Below are 23,434 nucleotides of genomic sequence, written 5' to 3' on the forward strand. Positions count from 1 at the left end.
TCAGCTGGCGCCGAACGCCTTGAAGGTGATGATGGTGAGGGTGTCCTGGATGCCCGGCAGCACCTGCACCTTCTCGTTGACGAAATGGCCGATGTCGGTGTCCTTGTCGACGTAGAACTTCACCAGGAGGTCGTATTGGCCGGCCGTGGAGTAGATCTCGGAAGCGATCTCGGCTTCGGCAAGCGCATTGGCGACCGTATAGGACTGGCCGAGCTTGCATTTGATCTGGACGAAAAAAGGAACCATCGCGGGCACTCCGAAAGCGTATCTGGCGGCTAATAGGCCAAACCCGGCACCATTTAGCAAGCGGACTTGCCGGCCACCAGATGTCGGTCCGGCGCCTAGGAGGTCACCACGGCCGCGGCGAATGCGTCTCTGAGCCGCTGGGCAAGCTCGACCTTGCGATAGGGCTTGGTCAGCACGATCGCCTGCGCATGCGCGTGGCCCTGCTCGACCAGGGTCTCCAGCGCGTAGCCCGAGGTGAACAGGACCGGCAGACCGGGGCGAATCCGCCGCGCCTGGTCGGCGAGCTCCCAGCCGCTCATGCCGCCGGGCATCACGATGTCGGTGAACAGCATGTCGATACCGGGCTCGGTGCGCAGCTGCTGCAAGGCCTCCTTGCCGTTGACCGCGGCAACGACGCGATATCCGAGAGCTTCCACCCTCCGAATGGCGGAGGAGCGAACGAACGGATCGTCCTCGGCGATCAGGATCGTCTCGTATCCTCGGGGCGCCGCGTCCTCGCCATCGGAAAGCTCGGCGTGCGATGATCCGATGTCCGCGCGCGGCAAATAGATCCGGACCGTCGTCCCCAGGCCCGGCTCGCTGTAGATCGAGACGTGGCCATTGGATTGCTTGGCGAAGCCATAGACCATGCTGAGCCCGAGGCCCGAGCCCTTGCCGACCTCCTTGGTGGTGAAGAACGGCTCGAAGGCGCGCCGGGTGACCTCGGGCATCATGCCTTCGCCGTCGTCGGTGATCGAGATCAATACGTAGCTGCCGGATGCGACTTCGGGGTGAAGGGTGCGATAGTCGTCGTCGAGTGTCGTCAACTCCGTGCTCAGGGTCAGGTGGCCACCGGCCGGCATGGCATCCTGCGCATTGAGCGCAAGGTTGAGCACGGCGGATTCGAGCTGGGCCCGATCCGCGAAGGCCACGATCGTGCCGGGCCTGGAGGCCGTCCTGATCTCGATGTCCTCGCGCAAGGTGCGCTTGAGCAGCTTGAACATGGACTCGAGCAGGCCGCGGCAATCGATCGTCTGGGGCTGCAGCAACTGGCGGCGACTGAATGCGAGCAGGCGCTGCGTCAGCTCGGCACCCCGTTCGCCCGACTGGCAGATGTCCTCGGAAAAGCGGCGCAGGTCGGGCCTCGCCTTGAGCTGCTCGCTCAGGTGCTCGGCGTTGCCGATGATGACGGTGAGCAGGTTGTTGAAGTCGTGGGCGATGCCGCCGGAGAGCTGACCGACCGTCTCCATCTTCTGCGCCTGCTGGAGCTGCTGCTCAGTCAGCTTGCGCGCGGTCAGGTCGTGGACGATGCCGACGAAGATCAATTCGCCGTCCTGCCGGGTCCGGCCGACCGACACGTCCATCGAAAAGGTCGATCCGTCCTTGCGCAGGCCGATGGCCTCGCCGGCGGTCGCGAAATGCCTTGCGTGGCTGTCGGGCGCGGTGCCCGCCTCGGGCATCAGCATCCTGACGTTCCGGCCCATGATCTCGTCGGCAGAGTAGCCGAACAAGCGCTCGCAGGCCGGATTGAACAGCAGAATATGGTCCTGCGCGTCGAGCAGGATGACTCCGTCGACCGCTGTCTCGACGATCGCGGTGAGGCGCGCCACGCTCTCGCGCATCGCGCGCTGGGCGTCGCTGACCTGCTGGAGCAGGAGCGTCGCGTCCCGGCTCTTGATTTCCTCCTCCTCGAGCGCGGCCTGGACCTGCCGCAGCTCGAAAGGCGAGGGGATCGTCAGGATCTTCGGCAGCAGCGGCCAGAGCGCGCCCGCCGTGACCACGGATGCCACCGCGGTCGCCGCCTTGACCATGCCCTCGATGCCATAGACCGGGACCCAGAGCGTGTAGATCGACAATACGTGGGTCAGGCCGCACGCCATGATGAAGATCGCGAAGGCCCAATAGACCCAGCCGAACTTGAGGTCGCGCCGCTTGGTGACCAGAATCGCAAGGGCAAACGGAATCGAAAAATAGGCGGCGGCGATGCAGGCGTCGGAAACGACGTGAAGCCAGATCAGCTCAGGCTCCCACAACAGGCAGATGCCGTGCGGCGACAGCATGGACGGGTCGAGGAGACGTTCAAAAAAGGCCCACATCATTCCACCCCAAGATTCCGTTCCAGGCGGCTTGCGGGCCGGGAGCCCGCAACATGGGTGTCGCTGGACAGTTCCACTCTCACCTCGCGCTCCGGCGAAGCAGGTAAGGTTCGAGACTATACCAAGGGTCCGGCGCGGTTGCATTTTCAAGTCCGCACGATTGCGGGGCGTGCCGGCCCGCTGCTTGCCTGATTCGCAGGGAATACACGGCGTCGCGAATCACTGTCGGACACGGCTCGGCGCGCTTGCCGGTGTTCCACGGCCGCGCTAGGACAGGCCATGGCGGTGTCCTTATCCAGCAAAGGTGCCCGGCGATGACGACCCCAGTCGCACTCACCATCGCCGGCTCCGATTCGAGCGGCGGTGCCGGCATCCAGGCCGACCTGAAGACCTTTGCCGCGCTCGGCGTCTATGGTGCCTCCGCCATCACGGCGCTGACGGCGCAGAACACGCGTGGCGTTACCGGCATTCACCCGGTCCCGGCCGAATTCGTCACCGCGCAGATCGATGCGGTGTTCTCCGATCTCGACATTGGCGCGGTGAAGATCGGCATGGTGGCTGAGGTCGCCGGCATCGATGCGGTCGCGGCCGCGCTGTCGCGCTGGTCGCCGCGGCATGTCGTGCTCGATCCCGTGATGGTGGCAACCTCCGGCGACCGCCTGCTGGCATCCGAGGCCGTCGACGCGCTCCGCACAAAACTGATATCGCTGGCGTCGGTGATCACGCCCAATCTGCCGGAAGCCGCGGCTCTGCTCGACGAGCCGGTCGCGGCAAGCGAGGCCGAGATCGAAAGCCAGGGGCGTCGCCTGCTGGCGCTCGGCTGCCGTGCGGTCCTGATCAAGGGCGGACACGGCGAGGGCGCCGAGAGCATCGATTATCTCGTCGATGCCCAAAACACGATCGCGCTCGCCGCGCCGCGCGTTGCGACCCGCAACACCCATGGCACCGGCTGCTCGCTGTCCTCGGCGGTCGCGGCTGGACTGGCCAAGGGCGAAGATCTTGAGCTTGCCGTGCGCAACGCCAAGGCCTGGATCAGCGCGGCCATCGCAGCCGCCGACCGCTTCAGCGTCGGGCACGGCCACGGCCCGGTCCATCATTTCCACAGGTTCTACTGAGGCGGGCCGTCCGCGGAAGCGCGGCCATCGATCCGTTGAGCGCTGGCTTCATCGTCCCCAATGCCTTGTGGCGACATCGAGCAAGCGCCTCTCCTTCGAGACGGACCGCTTCGCGGTCTCCTCAGGATGAGGCTGAACTGCGTCGGTCCGCTTTGAATTTGCAGCCGCGCACTCCGCCCTCATCCTGAGGGCCCGCCAACGGCGGGCGTCTCGAAGGATGTGCCGCGGGGGAGATGGCCTCAGGGAAGAGTAGGGTCCCGGCGCCTCCTGCGGCGCCATGTCGCCTGATTGTCGCATGCGGCTGATATTCGCAGGCAGGCGAGGCAAGGCGTGATTCGTATCTGAGGGTGCCTCAAAAGTTCAATTGGTCATCCCCCTGTCACGGGACATTGTTACAGGCTGGCGCATGGGAAGTTACGATGTGAGTGACGAGAGCCCGGAGCGGCGCTTTCGCACGTTGTTCATCTCCGACGTTCATCTCGGAGCCCGCGGTTCTCAAGCTGATCTTCTGCTCGACTTCCTGCGCTACCATGATGCCGACACGATCTATCTCGTCGGCGACATCGTCGACGGCTGGGCGCTGAAATCGAGCTGGAACTGGCCGCAATCCCACAACGACCTCGTGCAGAAGCTGCTGCGCAAGGCGCGCAAGGGCGCCAAGGTCGTCTACATCCCCGGCAATCACGACGAGTTCCTGCGCAACTATTACGGCACGCATTTCGGCGGCATCGACGTCGTCGAGAACACGGTCCACACCGGCGTGGACGGCAAGCGTTATCTCGTCATCCATGGCGACATCTTCGACCTCGTGGTGCAAAACGCGCGCTGGCTCGCCCATCTCGGCGACAAGGCCTACGACTTCGCGATCCAGATGAATCGCTTCGTCAACTTCTTCCGCCGCTTGTTCAAGGTGCCCTATTGGTCGCTGTCGCAATGGGCCAAGCAGAAGGTCAAGAACGCCGTCAATTACATAGGCGCGTTCGAGCAGGCGCTCGCCGCCGAGGCGCGGCGCCACGACGCCGACGGCGTGATCTGCGGCCACATCCATTACGCCGTGATCCGCGACGAGGGCGGCATTCGCTACATGAATTGCGGCGACTGGGTCGAGAGCTGCACGGCGCTGGTCGAGCACGACGACGGTCATTTCGAGATCATCACCTGGGCGGATCATTTGCAGAAGCCGGCAGCCGTCCCGCAGGTTGCAGCCAGAGCTGCATAACAGAGGCCGCCTGATGCGCATCCTGGTCGCGACCGACGCCTGGCACCCGCAAGTCAACGGTGTGGTTCGGACGCTGACCAAGCTCGCCGACGCCGGCAAAAGCCTCGGCGTCGAATTCACGTTCCTGACGCCGCAATCCTTCCGCACCTTTGCAATGCCGAGCTATCGCGACGTGCGGCTGGCGATGCCCCGCCCCGCACGGATCGCGAAGCTGATCGAGGGGGCGCGGCCCGAAAGCATCCACATCGCGACCGAAGGGCCGATCGGCCTGATGGTCCGCCGCTATTGCCGCCAGCGCAAGCTGCCGTTCACGACCAGCTTCCACACCCGCTTTCCCGAATATGTCCGCGCCCGCGTGCCGGTGCCGGGCTCGCTGATCTGGCGGGCGCTGCGCCGCTTCCACGCGCCCAGCCGCGCCGTGATGGCGGCAACGCCTGCGCTCGCCCGCGAGCTGACCGAGCGTGGTTTCGACAATGTCGTGCTGTGGCCGCGCGGCGTCGACACCCATCTGTTCCACCCCCGCGCCATCGACCTTTGCCTGCCGGGACCGGTGTTCCTATCGGTCGGCCGCGTCGCGGTGGAGAAAAATCTCGAGGCCTTCCTCGATCTCGAGCTGCCCGGGACCAAGGTCATCGTTGGTGACGGCCCCGCGCGCGCCTCGCTCGAAGAGGCCTATCCCGACGCGATCTTCCTCGGCGAGAAGCACGGCGAGGAACTGGCGGATATCTATGCGGCCGCCGACGTCTTCGTGTTTCCGAGCAAGACCGACACGTTCGGCCTGGTGCTGCTGGAAGCGCTCGCGAGCGGCCTGCCGGTGGCCGCTTTCCCGGTGAAGGGTCCTCGCGACGTCATCGGCGATGCCCCGGTCGGCGCACTCGATCACGACCTGCGCAGCGCCTGCTTCGCGGCGCTGGACATCTCCCGGCAGGACTGCGTCGCGTTCGCCGCCAATTACACCTGGGAAGCCTCGGCGAGGGCCTTTGTGGCCAGCATTGAGGCGGTCGGCGCGGTGCTGCCTGGCCGGAACGCCGCGGAACAGCCGCGCTTCGTCGCCTGAAGAGAAAAATCCTCGCGCGGAGGTGTCTTGCCCGCGCTGCGGTGGCCGCGATAAGATCTGACATGACCGAACAGCTCCTCCCGATCGGCCCTGCCGATATCGACGCCGCAGCGCGCGTGATCGCGCCCTACGCCATCCGCACCCCGCTGTTGTCCTTTCCCGTGCTCAACGAGCGCGTCGGCGCCAAGGTCTTCCTGAAGCCGGAGATGCTCCAGCGCACCGGCTCGTTCAAGTTTCGCGGCGCCTTCAACAAGGTGTTCTCGATCCCGCAGGACAAGCGCGCCGGCGGTGTCGTCGCGTTCTCCTCCGGCAACCACGCCCAGGGTGTGGCGGCGGCGGCAAAGATTCTCGACATGCAGGCGACCATCGTGATGCCGGCGGATGCGCCTCTGTCGAAGCGCGAGCGCACAAAATCCTACGGCGCCGAGGTCGTGCTCTATGATCGCGACAAGGACGACCGTGAGGCAATCTCGCGCGGCATCGCCGAGAAGCGCGGCGCGACGCTGGTCAGGCCTTACGACGATCCGTTCGTGATCGCAGGGCAGGGCACCGCCGGCCGCGAGATCGCGGAGGACATGGCAACGCTCGGTCTCAGCCCCGACATCGTGGTGGCGCCGGCGTCCGGCGGCGGCCTGATCGCGGGCGTCGCAACCGCCGTGAAGGCGCGCTATCCGCTAGCCGAAATCGTGGTGGCCGAGCCCGAAGCGTTCGACGATCACGGCATTTCGCTGAGCGCAGGCCATCGCGAGCCGCATCCGCCGGCGGGCCGCACCATCTGCGATGCGCTGATGGCGCTGATCCCCGGCGAGATGACCTTCGCGATCAATAGCAAGCTGCTGGCGCGCGGCGTCACCGCGTCGGACAAGGAAGTCGGCGCCGCCGTTGCCTTCGCCTATCGCGAGCTGAAGCTCGTGGTCGAGCCGGGCGGCGCGGTGGGGCTCGCAGCGCTGCTTGCGGGGCGTCTCGATGTGGCCGGCAAGAACGTCGTGATCGTGCTCTCCGGCGGCAATGTCGATGCGGATTTGTTTGCGGAGTTGGTCGCCTAGCCGCCATTCCGGGGCTCGCGAAGCAAGAACCCGGAATCCACTTCTCCGCCGTCTCTGCCGCACAATGGATTCCGGGCCTGCGCCTCACGGCGCATCCCGGAATGACGATCGTCGAGGGTCGACATGAAGAAGGGGCAGAGCGTTTCCGCTCTGCCCCTTCTTCGTTGTGTGGCTCGCTGCGATCAGCGCATGAAGCCGCGGTGGTTATTGCCGCCGCCCATGCTCGGGGCCTGGTTCATCGACTGGCGGAAGTTGTTGCCGCCGTTGTTGACGTTGCGGTTCGTGGCGTTGAACTGCGGACGGTTGTTGTTCTGGACCTGCACCTTGTTCACCGGGTTGTTGTTGGACTTCACGATGCCGGTGTTACCGTTGTTGACGCGGATCGGGTTGTTCTGCGTCTGGACGTTGACCGGCTTCGTCTCGATCTTCGGGCCGCCCTTGCCGACATTCACCGGCACGCTGACGATCTTGCCGGGGGTGCCGTTGCCGGCGTCCGGCTTGTTGTTGGTCGCGGGCAGGGTCACGATCTTGCCGATGCCGCCATTGCTGGTGGTCGTGTTGGTCGGCGCAGGCAGGGTGACGATCTTGCCCGGGGTCTGCGACGGCGTGCCGTTCGGCTGGTTGTTGCTTGAGGGCAGATTGCCGATCTGGCCGCCATTGCCGAGCTTGCCGATCACGTTACCGTCGACCGGCTTCTGCACGATCGGCAGATTGCCGTTGATCTGGTTGCCATTACCCTGCTGCAGCGGCATGTATTTGGGCTGGCCGAGATTGCCGATCTTGAAGGTCGGAGCAATGTTCTGCGGAGCCAGGAACTTGGTCGCCTGCATCAAGGGGATCTGCTTCGGCTGCGTCTGCAGCTTCAGCGCCATTTGCGCATAAGGGCTGTTGCCGTAGCTGTCGTAGAAGCTCTTGTAGGCAACCGGCGAATTCACCAGCACCGCCTTGTGCCAGGCCTGCGAGAGCAGGATGTTGTTGAGCAGCCAACGGACGTGGTCGCACAGCGGGTCGTGCGGGTACATCTGGATGAACTCCTGATAATATTCCGGCCGGCCCTCGGACACGACGTAGTCATAGGCCTGACGCGTCGAGCGGCTCGGCAGGTTGGAGGCCATCTGCACCACCGGCGCCCTGACGGGCGCGCGGTTGGCGGCAACCGCGGTGTCGCCGAAGAAGGTGAAGTCCGAGGTCAGCGAGGAGCTCTCCCACGGGATCTGCGCGCCGCTGGTGGACTGGTTCACCTGCAGGCGGACGCGCTTGAACAACTGCTCGATCGGCACGTTGGGTTCGCGCGCGACGTTCAGGAACGCCTGCGTGTAGGGGCTGTGACCGCCGGTGCCGTCGAGCGCTTCGGCGCCCGGCGCGGTCGAGTAACCGACGATCGAGCCGTTCGGCGCATCGACGATGGCGAGGCCGCGGCCGGCGTCATTGACATCAGGGAACGGGTTGTTGCGGCAGGCATCGAGGATGACGATGCGCATGCGGCTCGGGATCGTCTCCAGCGTCGACATCACGTCGACCAGCCGCACCGAATTATTGACGAGCTCGGTCTGGCTCGACACCTTGGCGTCGACGGGAACGAGATAGTTCTCGCCGGCGAGTTGCACGCCGTGACCGGCGTAATAGACCATCGCCACCGTGTTCGGACCGCGCGCGGACACTTTGGCGGAGAAGTCCTGGACCACACGGAGCATGTCGTTCTGGGTCAGGTCGGTCGCGGCAACCACCTCGAACCCCGCCGAGTTCAGGAACTTCGCCATCGACTCGGCGTCATTGTCGGGATTGGCGAGTTGCGGCGCGTTCTTATAGTTCGAATTCCCGATCACCAGCGCCACCCGCTGCTCCGGGCCCTGCAGCGCGGTGGGGGCCGGCTCGACCGGGGCAACTTGCGCGGAAACGGGGCCGCAGGCGAAGCCGAACAGGCTTCCCACAAGGCTGGCTGTCATCAGGAAAGGCTTTAGGCGGAACATGGCGTGCTCCTTTGGCACTGACTCGATGCGAGATTGGTTGCCGGGGAGCCTCGCCGCGTTCGAGCTTGAGGTCCGTGATCCCCCTCACCATGGTGGCCTTGCGTGATCTGAATCACGCTCGGAACCTGCTATGGTGAGCGATCGATAAGGGGACTGCCGTCACATGCTGAAATCGATCGATCCGATCCTGACGCCCGACCTGCTCTGGCTGCTGGCCTCCATGGGCCACGGCGACGATCTCGTGGTCGTCGACGCCAACCACCCGGCCACGCACATCGCCCGCAGCACCTCGTCGCAGCGCCTGATCCAGCTGCCGGGCATGACGATGGAGACGGCCGTCCGAGCCATCATGACGCTCTATCCGCTCGACGATTTCGATCCCGACCCGGTGCGCGTGATGGCGCCGGTCGACGATCCCGACCGCGTGCCCGACGTGCAGCGCGCCGTGCTGGCCGAGATCGAGCGTGCGGTCGGACGCGCCGTTGCTCCCGGCAAGCTCTCGCGTCCGGATTTTTACCGCGCGGCGGCGGCGGGGTTTGGTGTCGTGCAGGTGGGGGACAGCAGGGGTTACGGCTGCTTCCTGATCAGGAAGGGCGTGATCGGCTAGCCGGATTGGCGCATCAGCTCCGACGGCCAGCCAACCCGGACGAGAAGGCCGTCGGGGCCGTTGATGCCGACTTCATACATGCCCCATTCGCGGTGGCGCAGCACGCCGCCGGGCCGGATGATGAGATCGTCCACGCGCGCAGCAATGGCCTCGACCTCGGGCGTGCGAATGAAAATGCCAAAGGGATTGTGCTCCGGCACGCGCCACGGGCCATCGCCGGCTTGCGTGAGATGCACCTCGCATCCCCAGCCGCTCATGATGACATAGCCGGCATCGCCGCCGATGCGCGCAAAGCCGAGCCGTTCCCAGAACGGAATTGCGGCGGGAAGATCGTTGCTGGGAACGATCGCAAAGGCGCCGACGCGCGGGCTCTCAGGCATTCGGTCACTCCGGCACATGCAAGCGGTCCGCGCCGCGTTCACGCTGCGCGTTGCGAGCTTATAGAGAGCGGCCGCTCGGCAGAAGCGGCGAAACGTCCCGCACTCGAATTTGAATGGCGCGGCGGGAACTGACTGTCTATGGTTTCTCCATGTCCCGCTTTGTGTGTCTATTCGTTGCCATCATCCTATCGCTGCTGCCGACTGTGGCGTCCGCTGAGCCCGTTCAAAAGCGTCCCAAGCCCGTCTGGAAGGGCTACGGCTTCCTGCCGGGCTATCGTCAGCCGCTGAGCAACAGCATTCCGCTCTACAAGCAAAAGGAAGCGATGCGCCGAATGTCGCGCGCCGACCGGCGCCATTGGTACATCGACCCGGTGCCGCAATATTACCGCTGGGACGGCGAGTGGCACTATTTCGGCCGCCCCGGCTTCAACGGCGGCCGCTACAATGGCGGCAGTTTTGGTCCGTGCTGGACGCGCACGCCGATTGGGGCGGTGTGGAATTGCGGGTGACCAGCTGATCGCGTCGTCGCTGCGCTCGCAATGACGATGCGGAGAAAGTGTGCGCGCCTTCTCGCTTACTCGTGCCCCGGACGCAGCGCAGCGCTTCTTCAGCGGTGCGCTGCTGAGCCGGGGCCCATGTGGCAGCGGAGAGCATAGCCTCTGGGTCCCGGCTCTGCGCTGCAACGCTGGCGCGTTGCAGCTTGTCCGGGACACGATGCTCCCCCTTACGAGAAGAACGCGATCTTCTCGGCCTGGGTCATGCGGCGGATCGGGGCGAGGGGATCGTTGGCCGGCGCGCGGGGCTTTTGCAGGATGCCGCTGGCGAGGATGGTGGCGCCGAGCGAGGTCTCGGGCAAGGAAGCAGACAAGGGCGTGGGCGTGGGCAGCGACGTTGTCGGCGCTGCGGCGAAATTCGCCGTCGCGGCCATGGCCGGGGCCTGCTGCTCCATCACCTCGGCGGCGGCCTCCGCAATGGCGTCGGTGAGGCGCGCGAGCGAATCCATTGCGATCGGCGCGTGGGCGGCGGGCTCCTCCGCCACCGCTGCGACGACCGGCTCTTCCGCGATCGGTTCGGAAAGCTCCGCGGCATCGGGCGCTGCGGCCTCCGCCACCATCAACTCCGCAATGGCCGCTTCCATCTCGACCGGCGCGATGATCTCGTCGAAATCAGGATCGGGCGCGGCCATCTCGAGCGCGATGGCCTCGAGCACGGCGTCGTCCTCGGCTTGCGCGGCTGCATCGAGCGCGAACGCGTCAGCGACTTCCGCGAAGCCGACGGGTTCAGGGGCCGGCTCTTCGAACGAGACGGCTTCGTGCGCGACGTCTTCAGGCGCGACTTGGTCGAGCGCGGTGCTCTCGACAGCCATCTGGCTCTCGGCCGCAATCGCCGGCGTAACAGCCGCGTCCATTGCCTGTTCCGCCTCGGCGAACGCTTCGGTGGCGACGGTCGCGTCAGCGGCTGCTTCGGGCTCGGCAGCCTCGGCGAGATCCTGCGGTGGCTCCGTAAAGGCCACGGGTGCTTCGCTCGCCATCGCAGCGGGCGCGGTCTCGGCAGGCGGAGCTTCGGCGGCGAATGACGGCGCCTCCTGCACCGGAGCGGACGCGGGAGCCGCCGCCTGCGGCGTTGCGTCGCCGTCGGTCTGCTCGACCCGATCCCTGAGCAGATCGAATGCGGCTTTGAGCTCGACGCGGGGGTCGATGGTCGAAATCTGTCCGCAGGCGGCTTCGATCGAGGCGAGCTGCGAATCAATGAGGTCGCAGATTCGCCCGTCGGCACCGATCTCGCGCCAGCGCCAGGAGATCTCCTTGATGATGCGCACGCCGCGCGGAATCGCGGCGAGGCTCGTCTCGATCGCGGCGGGATCGAAGGCGGCGATGGCGATCGTCTCGGCCTCGCGGATCGCGCGGCGAATCTCGATCAGGGCTTCGGGCAGGCGGTCCTCGACGACGGGTTGCCGCTGTGCCGCAAGGGTTTCTTCGATTTTCGCGACCGCGTCGAGCACCATGCTCGTGTCGGCGTTGCGGTTGCGCTTGGCGTATTCGCCGAGGAACCAGCGGCCGCGCGCCGTCTCCATGAAGGCTTCGCGGATCGCGTCGTAATCCTGCTCGTTCGGCTCGGCCGCGCGGGCAGACATGGGCGAAAGGGCGAATGCTTCGTTGGCCATTGCGATCTCGTCGCGCAAATCACCGCGCGTTACAGTAACGATCACCACGATATCGACCGAATCGCAATTGGTTTGATGGCACCCGAATCACAAATCCCCACGCCAGCATCGGCGAAACGGCGATTCGCCGTCAGCCTCGCCCTGTTCTATTCGGCCGTCTTCGCGGTCTCGGGCACGCATCTGCCGTTCTTTCCGGTGTGGCTGAAGGCGATCGGCATCGACGCGGCCTGGATAGGCCTCATCAACGCGCTGCCGGCGATCACGCGCTTCACCACGCTGCCGCAAGTGACGTCCTTCGCCGAAAAGCGACATGCCATTCGCGCCGGCATGATGGTGTCGGTGCTGGCGACCGCGATCGGTTTTACGGCGGTCGGCCTGCAGCAGCAGCCGCTGGCGCTGTTCCTGATCTACGCGCTGACCTGCATGATGTGGACGCCGACGATGCCGCTGACCGATGCCTATGCGTTGCGCGGCGTCGCTCGTTACGGGCTCGATTACGGACCCTTGCGGCTGTGGGGCTCGGCGGCCTTCGCCGCCGGCTCGCTCGCCTGCGGCTATCTCGTAGACCACATCGCCGCGCGCGACCTGATCTGGGTCATCGTCGCATGGGCCGTCGTTGCGGTCGCCGCCGGCCTGCTGCTTCAGCCGCTGGACGATGTCAGGCGCAAAACCACGGAGAGGCATGCCGGCAAGGCGCTGCTGCGCGATGCCGGCTTCTGGGCCGTCATCGTCTCGGCCGCGCTGATTCAGGGCAGCCACGTCGCCTACTACACCTTCTCCGCCATCAACTGGCAGCTCCATGGGATCAGTGGGCTGACGATCGCGGGCCTGTGGACGTTGGGCGTGATCGCGGAGATCGTGGTGTTCGCGCTGTCGCCGCGCTTCTCGCTGCATCCGTCCACCATGATCGCGATCGGGGGTCTCAGCGCCGTGCTGCGCTGGATCGTCACTGCCAATGAGCCGCCGCTCGCGCTGTTGGCGATCGTCCAGCTCGGCCACGGCCTCAGCTTCGGCATGACCATCGTCGGCACGATGAATCTCCTGGTGCAGCGCGTGCCCTCGCATCAGATCGCGCGGGGGCAGGGCTATTACGCCGCGTGCAACGGACTGCTCGGCGCCGCGACATCGATCGCGTCAGGTGCGATCTACGCCCGCATCGGCGATGGATTGTACTACGTGATGGCTGCGATGGCGGCGGCCGGCGCGCTTCTGATCTGGTCGGCGCGGCACCGGCTCAAGCCTCAGCCCCAGAGCGAAACGTCCGGCGGATAGACGAGGCTGTCATCGTAACGCAGGCCGTGATCGCGGTCGCGCGCCAGCAGCAAGGGGCCGTCGAGATCGACGAAGCGCGCCTGTGGCGTCACCAGCATCGCGGGGGCCATCGACAGCGAGGTTGCGACCATGCAGCCGATCATGATCTCGAAGCCGAGCGCCTGCGCGGCGTCCGCCATCGCGAGGGCCTCGGTGAGGCCGCCGGTCTTGTCGAGCTTGATGTTCACGGCGTCGTAGCGGTCGCGCAAGGGGACCAGCGAGGAGCGGTCATGCACGCTCTCGTCGGCGCAGACCGCGAGCGGGCGCTTGATCCGTGCCAGCGCTTCGTCCCGGCCGGCCGGCAGCGGCTGCTCCACCAGGGTGACGCCGGCGGCATCGCAGGCGGCGAGATTGTGCGCCAGATTGGCCTCGGTCCAGGCCTCGTTGGCATCGACGATCAGCTCGGATTCGGGAGCGGCCTTGCGCACCGCGGCGATCCGCTCGGGATCGCCGTCGCCGCCGAGCTTGATCTTGAGCAGCGGCCGGTGCGCCGCCTTGGCGGTGGCGGCCGCCATGGCCTCGGGGGTCCCTAACGAGATCGTGTACGCCGTGGTGCGCTCGCCCGGCACCGGCCGGTCGAGCAGGTTCCAGGCCCGCAGGCCCGCCGCCTTGGCCTCCAGGTCGATCAGGGCGCAGTCCAGGGCATTGCGGGCCGCACCGGGCGCCATGGCGGCCTGCAGGGCTTGCCGCGTCAGCCCGTCCGCGACGGCCTGCTGCATGGCCTGGATGGCCGCCAGCGTCGCCTCGGGCGTCTCGCCATAGCGGGGATAGGGCACGCACTCGCCGCGGCCGGTCAGCCCGTCCCGGGTTACCTCCGCTACGATAGTCACGGCCTCGGTCTTGGCGCCCCGGCTGATGGTAAAGCTGCCCGCGATCGGGAAGCGCTCGATTCGCGCCGCCAGGGCAGCAAATTTCATGGAAGTCATTTTGAACTCTGGCGAAATCTGAACCTGCTAGTTACCTCTAGCAACTAACATTAACCACTTGGGGATACCTTCTCTGGGTAAGGGCGCGTGCGCAACTATCTGATTTTCTCCGCCCCGGCACGGGAGCGGACATCTTGAATAGCGATCCGAAGCTGGAACGGATTGCCAAGGGCAACGCGCTGGCACTCTGCGCCACCGGGACGTGGACGGCCAGCTTCGCGCCGGTCCTGGAGCGGATGGTGGCCGACGCCGAGAAGCTCGCCGGCGGCCAGCAAAGCATCTTCATCGACGTCTCCGAAGTCGCCAAGCTCGACACGTTCGGCGCCTGGCTGATCGAGCGGCTGCGCCGCAGCCTGACCCAAGGCGCCGTCGAGGCGCAGATCGCGGGTCTCTCGGCCAATTATTCCAGCCTCGTGGACGAGGTGCGGCGGGTCAGGGCGACGGCCGTGGTCGACGGCGGCACCGTGACCATCACCGGCATGCTGGAGCAGATCGGCCGGGCCGTGGCCGGCGTGGGCGGCACGGTCGCGGGTCTCGTCGACATGCTCGGCGCCGTGCTCGCGGCAGGATTTCGCGTCCTGATCCATCCGCGCTCGTTTCGCCTGACCTCGACCGTGCATCACATGGAGCAGGTCTGCTGGCGCGCGGTGCCGATCATCGTGCTGATCACCTTCCTGATCGGCTGCATCATCGCCCAACAGGGCATCTTTCATTTCCGCCGCTTCGGCGCCGACATCTTCGTGGTCGACATGCTGGGCGTGTTGGTGCTGCGCGAGATCGGCGTGCTGCTGGTCGCGATCATGGTCGCGGGCCGCTCGGGCAGCGCCTACACCGCCGAACTCGGCTCGATGAAGATGCGCGAGGAGATCGACGCGTTGCGCACCATGGGCTTCGACCCGATCGAGGTGCTGGTGCTGCCGCGCATGATGGCGCTGGTGCTGGCGTTGCCGATCCTGGCCTTCCTCGGCGCGATGGCCGCGCTCTATGGCGGCGGTCTCGTCGCCTGGCTCTATGGCGGGGTCGAGCCCGAGGCCTTCCTGCTTCGTTTGCGCGACGCCATCTCGATCGACCATTTCATCGTCGGCATCGTCAAGGCGCCGGTCATGGCGGCCGTGATCGGCATCGTCGCCTGTGTCGAGGGCCTCGCCGTGCAGGGCAGCGCGGAATCGCTGGGCCAGCACACCACGGCCTCGGTGGTGAAGGGCATCTTCTTCGTCATCGTCATGGATGGCGTGTTCGCCATCTTCTTCGCCTCGATCGGGATGTGACGATGGCTCCCGAGATCCAAAATCCGATCATCCGCGTGCGCGACATCACCGTGCAGTTCGGCTCCACGCGCGTGCTCGACGGCCTCAACCTCGACGTCAAGCGCGGCGAGATCTTGGGCTTCGTCGGTCCTTCCGGCGCGGGCAAGTCGGTGCTGACGCGCACCATCATCGGTCTCGTGCCGAAGGTCGCGGGCTCCATCGAGGTGTTCGGCGTCGACCTGGATTCCTCCAACACGTCGCAGCGCCGCAACGTGGAGCGGCGCTGGGGCGTCTTGTTTCAGCAGGGGGCGCTGTTCTCCTCGCTGACCGTGCGGCAGAACATCCAGTTTCCGATGCGCGAATATCTTCGGGTCTCGCAGCGGCTGATGGACGAGATCACCATGGCCAAGCTCACCATGGTCGGCCTCAAGCCCGAGGTTGCCGAGCGCTTCCCGTCCGAGCTCTCCGGCGGCATGATCAAGCGCGTCGCGCTGGCGCGCGCGCTGTCGCTCGATCCGGACCTCGTCTTCCTGGACGAGCCGACCTCGGGCCTCGATCCGATCGGCGCTGGCGACTTCGACGAGCTGGTCAGGACGCTCCAGCGCACTTTGGGGCTCACCGTTTTCATGGTAACCCACGACCTCGACAGCCTTTACACAGCGTGTGACCGCATCGCCGTTTTAGGGAACGGTAAGATCATAGCGGCAGGGTCGATCGCCGACATGCAGGCCTCGCAGCATCCCTGGCTGAGGCAATATTTCCATGGCAAGCGCGCCCGCGCGGTCATGGGTTGAGTGGCGGGGTTGAGTAGCTGTGATGAGTAGCCGGAGCACCTGATGGAAACGCGGGCAAACTACGTCTTGATCGGGTCGTTCACGCTGGCGGTAATCGCCGCGGCGATCGGCTTCGTGCTCTGGTTCCAGTCGCTGCACACCACCAAGCAGCGCAGCCCGCTGCGCGTCGTGTTCGAGGGCCCGGCGGCGGGCCTGCGCAACGGCGGCAGTGTCAATTTCAACGGTATCCGGGTAGGCGAGGTGGTCTCGGTGAAGCTCGACAACCCGCGGCGGGTTGTCGCACTCGCCATGATCGAGAACAACGCCCCGATCCGCAAGGACACCCTGGTCGGCCTCGAATTCCAAGGGCTCACGGGCGTTGCGGCGATCTCGCTCAAGGGCGGAGACGAAGCCGCGGCCCCGCCGCCGCTCGACCAGGACGGCATCCCGACGCTGACGGCCGACCCCAACAAGCTCCAGGACGTCACCGAGGCGATCCGCGGCACGCTGCAGAACATCAACAAGATCGTCGCCGACAATCAGGAATCGGTGAAGAACTCGCTGAAGAATCTGGAGACCTTCACCAACTCGCTCGCGCGCAATTCCGAGAAGATCGACGGCGTCATGGCCAAGGTCGACGGCGTCATGCTCAAGGCCGACAACCTCATGCTCGGCCTCAACACGCTCGCCGGCGGCAAGGACGGCGGCGAGCTGTTCCAGGCGGTGAAGTCGATCCGCGAGCTGGCCGACGATTTCGACAAGCGCTCCGGCGCGTTGATGAGCGACGGCCGCCGCACCCTCGGCGACATCAGCCGCGCCGTGAACAATTTCGACCGCAACCCCACCCGCGTGCTGTTCGGCGCCAGCAACAGCAGCGCCCCACCGCCTCCGCCGCCCGAGCCGCCGAGGCCGGCCGCGCCGGAGCGCAGGCGGTAGCAGCGCGTCGTCCACGGACCTCTCCACTCGTCATTGCGAGCCAACGGGTCCGCGTAGCGCGGACCGATGACAGGCTCCGCGAAGCAATCCGGACTGTCTCTGCGGGGACGATCTGGATTGCTTCGTCGCTTCGCTCCTCGCAACGACGATTGGCGTGTCCGCCCCGTTATCGATTCCGTCATCCCTCAATCAGGGTGACGGGTTAGACCTCTCTTCGCAATGACAGGGCCGATACGAAAGTATGGGGGTCTGGCCGAGCCAAGGTAGGGGGAGGGGCTGGCCGTCATTGTCCGCTATATCGCGCTCAAGTCGCGCTCACGAAAAAGCGCGTCGACTTCACACACAGGGGAGGAGAGCGCGTGGTACGCCTGTTGCTGTTGTTGCCGTTCATCGGCCTGATGATCGTGCCGTTCTACAATATCGGGGAGCCGCATCTGTTCGGCTTTCCCTTCTTCTACTGGTATCAGCTCGCCTGGGTGCCGCTGACCTCGCTCCTCACCTACATCGTTTACAGGAGCGCGCGCCGTGCTGACTAATGTCGATAGCGCGGCATTCGCCGTATTCCTCGCACTGTTCGTCCTCGTCACCGGCATGGGCTTCGTCGCCTCGCGCTGGCGCAAGCCGGAGACGCTCGCCCATCTCGACGAGTGGGGCCTCGGCGGGCGCAAGTTCGGGACCTGGATCACCTGGTTCCTGGTCGGCGGCGACTTCTACACCGCCTACACCGTGATCGCCGTTCCCGCGCTGGTCTACGCGGTCGGCGCCTACGGCTTCTTCGCGCTTCCCTACACCATCATCGTCTATCCCTTCGTGTTCGCGGTGATGCCGGTGCTGTGGAAGGTCGCCAAGGAGCGCGGCTACGTCACAGCCGGCGACGTGGTGCGCGGCGCCTACGGATCGCGCGGGCTCGAGCTTGCCGTTGCAGCCACCGGCGTGCTGGCGACGATGCCCTACATCGCGCTCCAGCTCATCGGCATGGAGGTGGCGATCAAGGCGCTGGGCCTGCACGGCGAGGTGCCGCTCGTTCTCGCCTTCCTGGTGCTGGCGCTCTACACCTATTCGTCGGGCCTGCGCGCGCCGGCGCTGATCGCCTTCGTCAAGGATATCATGATCTACATCGTGGTGATCGCCGCGATCGCGATCGTGCCGTCCAAGCTCGGCGGCTACGGTGCGATCTTCACCGCGGCGGATGCGGCCTTCGCCAAGAAGGGTGCGGGCGGCATCCTGCTGTCGCCGGCGCAGATCGTGCCCTATGCCTCGCTGGCGCTGGGCTCGGCGCTCGCCGCCTTCATGTACCCGCACACGCTGACCGGCATCTTCGCGTCGTCCGGCGGCAACACGATCCGCAAGAATGCGATGCTGTTGCCGGCCTACACGCTGCTGCTCGGCCTGCTCGCGCTGCTGGGCTACATGGGCCATGCTGCGGGCCTCAAGCTCGCCAGCAACAACGACGTCGTGCCCGAGCTGTTCAAGATGCTGTTCCCGAGCTGGTTCGCGGGCTTTGCCTTCGCCGCGATTGCGATCGGCGCACTGGTGCCGGCCGCGGTCATGAGCATCGGCGCGGCCAATCTGTTCACCCGCAACTTCTGGAAGGTGTGGGTCGATCCGAAGGTGACGCCGGCAGGTGAGGCGAAGGTCGCCAAGATCACCTCCATGCTGGTGAAGGTCGGCGCGCTGCTCGCCATCCTCCTGATGCCGACGCAGTTCGCGCTCGACCTGCAGCTGCTCGGAGGCCTCTGGATCCTGCAGACGCTGCCGGCGCTGGTGTTCGGTCTCTATCTGAACTGGTTCTCGAGCACGGCGCTGCTGGCCGGCTGGGCGGTCGGCCTTGCAGGCGGATCCTGGCTGGCATGGTCGGACGGCTTGAAGCCGCTGCACAGCATTGACCTCGGTGCTGGCCCGGTTGCGATCTACACCGGTCTGCTGGCGCTCGCGCTCAACATCGTGGTGGCCGTCGCGGTCAATTTGGTGCTCAAGCGCACGCCGCAGGAGCGGCTCTCCCGCGAGGCGGCCTGAGGTGACCTGCGAGCGGCGGCCGGCGATCCTCCGGCCGCCGCTCTCGTTCGGAATGAATAGTCTTTCATGCGATTGAAAACGTTTTAGTATCTGCCCTTGCTCCGACTCCGCTCGTCGCGGGCGGATCTGACGGTCTCGGGTGAGGATGTCTTGCAGGCGTGGTTCGTTCTTGCGGTCGCTGCCGGCTATGTGACCACGCTGTTCCTGGTGGCCTGGTGGGGCGACCGGCGGAGCGCCGGTGGGCCGCTGGTCTTGCCAAACTCCTGGACGGCCGCGATCAGCTATTGTCTGACGCTTGCGGTCTATAACACCTCGTGGAGCTTTTACGGATCGGTCGGGCGTGCCGCCACCAGCGGGCTGGACTTCGCCACGATCTATATCGGCCCGACGCTGGTGCTGCTGTTCGGCCAGAGGCTCCTGTCCAAGGTGATCGCGATCGCCAAGGCGCAGAACGTCACCTCGATCTCGGACTTCATCGCCGCGCGCTACGGCAAGAGCCAGGTGCTGGCGGCCTTCGTGACCCTCGCATCGGTGCTTGGCGTGCTTCCCTATATCGCGCTCCAGCTCAAGGCCGTCGGCAAGAGCTTCGACTATCTGATCCTCCAGCCTGAGCGCGCAGGCGGCGAGGCCCTGCGGTTCTGGCAGGATTCGGCGTTCGGCGTGGCGGCGTCGATGGCGTTGTTTGCGATCGTGTTCGGCGTCCGGCACGTCCATGCCAGCGAGCATCATCGCGGCCTGATGCTCGCGATCGCCTTCGAGAGCGTCGTCAAGCTGCTCGCCTTCCTGATCGTCGCGCTGTTCGTGCTGTTCGGACTATCGGGCGGGCCGGCCGCACTGCTGTCGCAATTTCAATCCGAGCCGCAACTGGCGGGGATTCTGAGCTTCGATCCGACGCAGCCGGTGTGGCCAGCGACGATCATCATCTCAGGCATCGCCTTTCTGTGCCTGCCGCAGGCGTTCCATGTCGCCGTCGTCGAGAACGAGAGCCCGAGCCACACGCGCACCGCAGCGTGGCTTTATCCGGCCTATCTCGCGCTGTTCAGCCTGCTGATCCTGCCGATCGCTGCGACCGGGCTGACCCGGTTCGGCGCAATGATGGACCCCGACACCTACGTCATCTCGCTGCCGATCGCGGCGGATGCGAGCGCCGTCAGCCTGATTGCCTTCCTCGGCGGTCTCTCGGCCGCAACCGGCATGGTGATCATGACGTCGGTCGCGCTCAGCACCATGCTTTGCAACGACGTCATCATGCCGCTGCTGCTGCGCTCGCGCGTCTTCGGCCTGCGCGCGCGGAGCCGGCCGATGACCTCGGTCCTGGTGGCGGTGCGGCGGCTCTCGATCCTCGGCATCCTGCTGCTCGCCTATCTGATGCATCGTCTGGTGAACCAGTCTTATCCGCTCACCGTGATCGGCCTGCTGTCGTTCGTCGCGGTCGCGCAATTCGGCCCGGCATTCGTCGGAGGGCTGTTCTGGCCGCGGGCCAACAAGGCCGGCGCCTCGCTCGGGATCGCGGCGGGTTTCTGCATCTGGGCCTATACGCTGCTGCTGCCCTCGGCCGCGCCGCTCTGGCCTGGGATCGCGGAGATCGTTCGCAACGGCCCCTGGCAACTCGGCTGGCTCAAGCCGAACGCGCTGTTCGGTCTCGAAGGTATCGATCCGATCTCGCACGCCACGCTCTGGAGTCTCGGTGCCAATCTCGTCTGCTTCCTGGTGTTTTCGGCGTTCGGACGGCAATCGACCGTCGAGCGCAACCAGGCTGCCGCGTTCGCCGACGGTGTCGTTCGCGAAACGATCCCGAAGCTGTCCTCGCGCGTGCTGGTCCGTCTCGACGATCTCCGGGCGCTGGCGCTGCGTTTTGTCGGCGCCGAGCGCGGTGCGGCGTCCTTTGACAGCTATCTTGCCGCTCGTGTCTCCGGCACCGGGCCGCGCCTCGATCCGTCGGGGCTCGTCGATCTCGACTCGATCCGGTTCACCGAAAACCTGCTCGCTGGCGCGATCGGTGCGGCATCCGCGCGGGTGGTGATCGCGGCGTCGCTCGAAGGGCACTCGCTGTCGCGGCGGGAGGCGATGGCGATGCTCGACGAAGCCTCGGAGGCGCTGCGTTTCAACCGCAGCCTCTTGCAGAGCACGCTCGAGAGCGTGCCGCAGGGCATTTGCGCGTTCGACGCCGATTTCAACATCACGGCCTGGAACGGCCGTTTCATCGCGCTCTTGGACCTGCCGCCGGATTTCGTGCGCGTGGGGCTTCCGCTGGCGGAGCTGATCGCCTTCAACGTCGAGCGGGGGGAGTATGCCGCCTCCGAATTCGCAGCGCTCCTGGTCAACCGTGACGTCGCCACGCAGATCTGGCCCTATCTCTACGAGCGCAAGCGGCCGGACGGCACGGTGCTCGAAATCGTCTATGACCGCACCGCCGAGGGCGGCTATGTCTCGACCTATACCGACGTGACCGAGCGCCACCAGGCCGCCGAAGCCCTGCGACGCGCCAATGAGGGGCTCGAGCTGCGCGTCCGTGAGCGGACCGAGGCGCTCGAACAGGCCAAGGCAGAGGCCGAGCAGGCCAATCTCGGCAAGACCCGTTTTCTGGCCGCGGCCAGCCACGATCTGCTGCAGCCGCTGAACGCGGCCCGTCTGTTCCTGTCAGCGCTCGACGAGAGCCTGAGTGTTTCGTCGCGCACGGCTGACGCCGACAAGGAGCGCGCCCTGGCGAGCAGCGCGGTCACGGCGCTGCGCTCCACCGAGCATGTGCTCGACAGGCTGCTCGACATCTCCTCCTACGATGCCGGTGCCGTTCGCGCCGAGGTCTTCGACTTCCCGATTGCCGATCTCTTCGTGCAGTTGAACGTCGAGTTCTCGGCGATGGCACGGGAACGCGGGCTCGTTCTTCGTGTCGTCGATTGCGGCCTCGCCGTGCGCAGCGATCCGCATCTGTTGCGCCGGATCTTGCAGAACCTGCTGTCCAATGCGCTTCGCTACACGCCGAGGGGGCGCATCTTGCTCGGCTGCCGGAGGCGGGGCAGCGCGCTGCGCATCGAGATCTGGGACACCGGTGTCGGGATCGCGGCGGAGGACCAGAAGCGCATCTTCGAGGAGTTCCAGCGCCTCGCGCCCGGATCGGAGAAGGGATTGGGCCTCGGGCTCGCCATCGTCGATCGCGTGTCGCGGCTGCTGGGCCATGCGGTCGATGTCCGTTCGCGTCCGGGACATGGCTCGTGCTTTGCCGTCGCGGTGCCGCTTGCGCGCGGACCGGGCCAGCCGCTTCAGCGCGGTCCGGCAATTGCCGCGCCGGTGGCGGCGGAGCGGCCTCTGACGATCCTGTGCCTGGACAATGACGCGACCATCCTCGACGGCCTCACGGCGCTGCTCGGTGATTGGGGACATCGCGTGCTGGTCGCACCAGACGCCGCCGGGGCGATGGAAGCCGCCGCGGCCGACGTGCCGGACGTCGTGCTGCTCGATTACCATCTCGATGGCGGCCGCAGCGGCTTGGACTTTCTCGACGAACTCAGGCAGAAGGCGGGCCGCGAGGTTCGCGCCCTGGTCGTCACCGGTGATCGCAGCGAAGCGGTCCGCAAGGAAGCGAGGGCGCGCGGCTGCGAGATCCTGTCAAAGCCGGTCAAGCCGGCGGCGCTGCGGCGCTTCCTCGGCAGCGAAGCCTTGAGTCGGCAGCTCGGGACGAAACAGAGGACTTCCTGACGATGCGCATCCTGATCGGCGATGATCATCCGCTGGTGCAGGCCGCCTTGCGCAGCGCGCTGTCGGCCGTGCTGCCCGATCTCGACGTCATTGCCTGCCAGTCACTGGACGAGGCGATCGGCGTGCTGACGGCCCAGTCGGGCGAGATCGACCTGATCCTCTGGGACCTGACCATGCCGGGCATCCAGGGATTTGCCGCGCTGTTCATCCTGTCGGCGCAATTCCCGACTGTGCCGGTGGCGATCATCTCGGCTCGGCAGGACGCCACCACGATCCGCCGCGCCATCGCCTATGGCGCCTCAGGCTACATCCCGAAATCGCTCGGCCTGCCCGAGATGGCCGAGGCGATCACCAGGATCTCGCCGGCGAGATCTGGATGCCGCCCAATGTCGGCGGCCGCGGCTCGATCCAGAGCGCCGATGTCGAACTCGCCGCGCGCATGGCCTCGCTGTCGGCGCAGCAGCTGCGCATTCTCGCGATGATCGTGGAGGGCAAGCTCAACAAGCAGATCGCGGGCGAGCTCGACATCGCCGAGCAGACCGTGAAGGGCCACGTCTCGACGATCCTGCGCAAGCTCGGCGTCGGCTCGCGCACCCAGGCCGCCGTCCTCGCCGAGCGGCTGTCGTTCGGCCAGCCCAACGCGACCTGAA

At 66.1% G+C, this 23,434-nt stretch carries 19 protein-coding genes and 1 pseudogene; 14 read left to right on the top strand and 6 right to left on the bottom strand.

Annotation, left to right across the window (positions count from 1 at the left end; translation table 11 throughout):
- Both CIT37_RS14350 and CIT37_RS14355 read right to left on the bottom strand, forming a co-directional pair.
- Nucleotides 1–246, bottom strand: coding sequence for an Lrp/AsnC ligand binding domain-containing protein (locus CIT37_RS14350; RefSeq protein WP_018317369.1), 246 nt, complete (start codon nt 244–246; stop codon nt 1–3).
- Between the two features lie 95 nt (nt 247–341).
- A complete protein-coding gene (locus CIT37_RS14355) occupies nt 342–2,324 on the bottom strand; it encodes a PAS domain S-box protein (protein WP_038971713.1) in 1,983 nt (660 codons plus the stop codon).
- A 311-nt stretch (nt 2,325–2,635) separates the two neighbouring features.
- Here CIT37_RS14355 and thiD point away from each other — a divergent pair, with 311 nt between their 5' ends.
- From thiD to CIT37_RS14375, 4 genes are all read left to right on the top strand, one after another.
- A complete protein-coding gene (gene thiD, locus CIT37_RS14360) occupies nt 2,636–3,436 on the top strand; it encodes a bifunctional hydroxymethylpyrimidine kinase/phosphomethylpyrimidine kinase (protein ID WP_095425602.1) in 801 nt (266 codons plus the stop codon).
- 406 nt (nt 3,437–3,842) lie between these two features.
- Complete coding sequence (locus tag CIT37_RS14365) at nt 3,843–4,655, top strand: UDP-2,3-diacylglucosamine diphosphatase (RefSeq protein WP_028143308.1); 813 nt, start codon at nt 3,843–3,845, stop codon at nt 4,653–4,655.
- Nucleotides 4,656–4,668: 13 nt separating this feature from the next.
- A complete protein-coding gene (locus tag CIT37_RS14370; protein ID WP_028143307.1) occupies nt 4,669–5,712 on the top strand; it encodes a glycosyltransferase family 4 protein in 1,044 nt (347 codons plus the stop codon).
- 62 nt (nt 5,713–5,774) lie between these two features.
- Nucleotides 5,775–6,758: a threonine/serine dehydratase family protein gene (locus CIT37_RS14375; RefSeq protein ID WP_028143306.1), complete on the top strand. Its 984-nt coding sequence runs from the start codon at nt 5,775–5,777 to the stop codon at nt 6,756–6,758.
- 182 nt (nt 6,759–6,940) lie between these two features.
- Here the strand turns inward: CIT37_RS14375 and CIT37_RS14380 are convergent, their stop codons facing one another.
- A complete protein-coding gene (locus CIT37_RS14380; RefSeq protein ID WP_161966404.1) occupies nt 6,941–8,728 on the bottom strand; it encodes a caspase family protein in 1,788 nt (595 codons plus the stop codon).
- A gap of 163 nt (nt 8,729–8,891) precedes the next feature.
- Here CIT37_RS14380 and CIT37_RS14385 point away from each other — a divergent pair, with 163 nt between their 5' ends.
- On the top strand, nt 8,892–9,335 hold the full coding sequence (locus CIT37_RS14385; RefSeq protein ID WP_028143304.1) for an RbsD/FucU family protein: 444 nt from the start codon (nt 8,892–8,894) through the stop codon (nt 9,333–9,335).
- On the opposite strand, the gene CIT37_RS14390 is transcribed toward CIT37_RS14385, so the two are convergent.
- A complete protein-coding gene (locus tag CIT37_RS14390; protein ID WP_028143303.1) occupies nt 9,332–9,715 on the bottom strand; it encodes a VOC family protein in 384 nt (127 codons plus the stop codon). The two genes, CIT37_RS14385 and CIT37_RS14390, sit on opposite strands and share 4 nt — an antisense overlap.
- Before the next feature lie 149 nt (nt 9,716–9,864).
- Between CIT37_RS14390 and CIT37_RS14395 the strand changes: the two genes are divergently transcribed.
- A complete protein-coding gene (locus CIT37_RS14395; RefSeq protein ID WP_038971722.1) occupies nt 9,865–10,224 on the top strand; it encodes a hypothetical protein in 360 nt (119 codons plus the stop codon).
- Between the two features lie 215 nt (nt 10,225–10,439).
- Here the strand turns inward: CIT37_RS14395 and CIT37_RS14400 are convergent, their stop codons facing one another.
- Nucleotides 10,440–11,879, bottom strand: a complete 1,440-nt coding sequence (locus tag CIT37_RS14400; protein WP_028143301.1) for a hypothetical protein — start codon at nt 11,877–11,879, stop codon at nt 10,440–10,442.
- Between the two features lie 75 nt (nt 11,880–11,954).
- On the opposite strand from CIT37_RS14400, the gene CIT37_RS14405 reads away from it, so the two are divergent.
- Nucleotides 11,955–13,151, top strand: a complete 1,197-nt coding sequence (locus CIT37_RS14405) for an MFS transporter (RefSeq protein ID WP_028143300.1) — start codon at nt 11,955–11,957, stop codon at nt 13,149–13,151.
- On the opposite strand, the gene dgcA is transcribed toward CIT37_RS14405, so the two are convergent.
- Nucleotides 13,121–14,116 (bottom strand): N-acetyl-D-Glu racemase DgcA, encoded by a 996-nt coding sequence (gene dgcA, locus CIT37_RS14410; RefSeq protein WP_038949068.1) that lies wholly within the window; start codon nt 14,114–14,116, stop codon nt 13,121–13,123. The genes CIT37_RS14405 and dgcA overlap by 31 nt on opposite strands.
- A 134-nt stretch (nt 14,117–14,250) precedes the next feature.
- On the opposite strand from dgcA, the gene CIT37_RS14415 reads away from it, so the two are divergent.
- From CIT37_RS14415 to CIT37_RS14445, 7 genes and pseudogenes are all read left to right on the top strand, one after another.
- On the top strand, nt 14,251–15,384 hold the full coding sequence (locus CIT37_RS14415; protein WP_028143298.1) for an MlaE family ABC transporter permease: 1,134 nt from the start codon (nt 14,251–14,253) through the stop codon (nt 15,382–15,384).
- A 2-nt stretch (nt 15,385–15,386) separates the two neighbouring features.
- A complete protein-coding gene (locus CIT37_RS14420) occupies nt 15,387–16,157 on the top strand; it encodes an ABC transporter ATP-binding protein (RefSeq protein ID WP_028143297.1) in 771 nt (256 codons plus the stop codon).
- Nucleotides 16,158–16,199: 42 nt separating this feature from the next.
- Nucleotides 16,200–17,072, top strand: a complete 873-nt coding sequence (locus tag CIT37_RS14425; protein WP_028143296.1) for an MlaD family protein — start codon at nt 16,200–16,202, stop codon at nt 17,070–17,072.
- A 359-nt stretch (nt 17,073–17,431) separates the two neighbouring features.
- Nucleotides 17,432–17,608: a DUF3311 domain-containing protein gene (locus CIT37_RS14430; protein WP_028143295.1), complete on the top strand. Its 177-nt coding sequence runs from the start codon at nt 17,432–17,434 to the stop codon at nt 17,606–17,608.
- Complete coding sequence (gene mctP / locus CIT37_RS14435) at nt 17,598–19,088, top strand: monocarboxylate uptake permease MctP (protein WP_095425600.1); 1,491 nt, start codon at nt 17,598–17,600, stop codon at nt 19,086–19,088. The genes CIT37_RS14430 and mctP overlap by 11 nt, the downstream gene beginning before the upstream one ends.
- A gap of 150 nt (nt 19,089–19,238) precedes the next feature.
- Nucleotides 19,239–22,784, top strand: coding sequence for a hybrid sensor histidine kinase/response regulator (locus CIT37_RS14440; protein ID WP_161966405.1), 3,546 nt, complete (start codon nt 19,239–19,241; stop codon nt 22,782–22,784).
- A pseudogene (locus CIT37_RS14445) lies at nt 22,781–23,433 on the top strand (response regulator). Before CIT37_RS14440 ends, CIT37_RS14445 begins: the two are co-directional and overlap by 4 nt.
- Nucleotide 23,434: the final 1 nt, after the last annotated feature.

It is taken from the genome of Bradyrhizobium ottawaense, from assembly GCF_002278135.3.
GTDB classification, from domain to species: domain Bacteria; phylum Pseudomonadota; class Alphaproteobacteria; order Rhizobiales; family Xanthobacteraceae; genus Bradyrhizobium; species Bradyrhizobium ottawaense.

Bases quoted from the DNA above. Each gene is read 5' to 3' on its own strand.
- dgcA (WP_038949068.1), bottom strand. From the start codon at position 14,116: ATGACTTCCATGAAATTTGCTGCCCTGGCGGCGCGAATCGAGCGCTTC.
- CIT37_RS14365 (WP_028143308.1), top strand. From the start codon at position 3,843: ATGGGAAGTTACGATGTGAGTGACGAGAGCCCGGAGCGGCGCTTTCGC.
- CIT37_RS14355 (WP_038971713.1), bottom strand. From the start codon at position 2,324: ATGATGTGGGCCTTTTTTGAACGTCTCCTCGACCCGTCCATGCTGTCG.
- CIT37_RS14400 (WP_028143301.1), bottom strand. From the start codon at position 11,879: ATGGCCAACGAAGCATTCGCCCTTTCGCCCATGTCTGCCCGCGCGGCC.
- CIT37_RS14405 (WP_028143300.1), top strand. From the start codon at position 11,955: ATGGCACCCGAATCACAAATCCCCACGCCAGCATCGGCGAAACGGCGA.
- CIT37_RS14425 (WP_028143296.1), top strand. From the start codon at position 16,200: ATGGAAACGCGGGCAAACTACGTCTTGATCGGGTCGTTCACGCTGGCG.
- CIT37_RS14375 (WP_028143306.1), top strand. From the start codon at position 5,775: ATGACCGAACAGCTCCTCCCGATCGGCCCTGCCGATATCGACGCCGCA.
- CIT37_RS14350 (WP_018317369.1), bottom strand. From the start codon at position 246: ATGGTTCCTTTTTTCGTCCAGATCAAATGCAAGCTCGGCCAGTCCTAT.
- thiD (WP_095425602.1), top strand. From the start codon at position 2,636: ATGACGACCCCAGTCGCACTCACCATCGCCGGCTCCGATTCGAGCGGC.
- CIT37_RS14390 (WP_028143303.1), bottom strand. From the start codon at position 9,715: ATGCCTGAGAGCCCGCGCGTCGGCGCCTTTGCGATCGTTCCCAGCAAC.
- CIT37_RS14380 (WP_161966404.1), bottom strand. From the start codon at position 8,728: ATGTTCCGCCTAAAGCCTTTCCTGATGACAGCCAGCCTTGTGGGAAGC.
- CIT37_RS14370 (WP_028143307.1), top strand. From the start codon at position 4,669: ATGCGCATCCTGGTCGCGACCGACGCCTGGCACCCGCAAGTCAACGGT.
- CIT37_RS14395 (WP_038971722.1), top strand. From the start codon at position 9,865: ATGTCCCGCTTTGTGTGTCTATTCGTTGCCATCATCCTATCGCTGCTG.
- CIT37_RS14385 (WP_028143304.1), top strand. From the start codon at position 8,892: ATGCTGAAATCGATCGATCCGATCCTGACGCCCGACCTGCTCTGGCTG.
- CIT37_RS14420 (WP_028143297.1), top strand. From the start codon at position 15,387: ATGGCTCCCGAGATCCAAAATCCGATCATCCGCGTGCGCGACATCACC.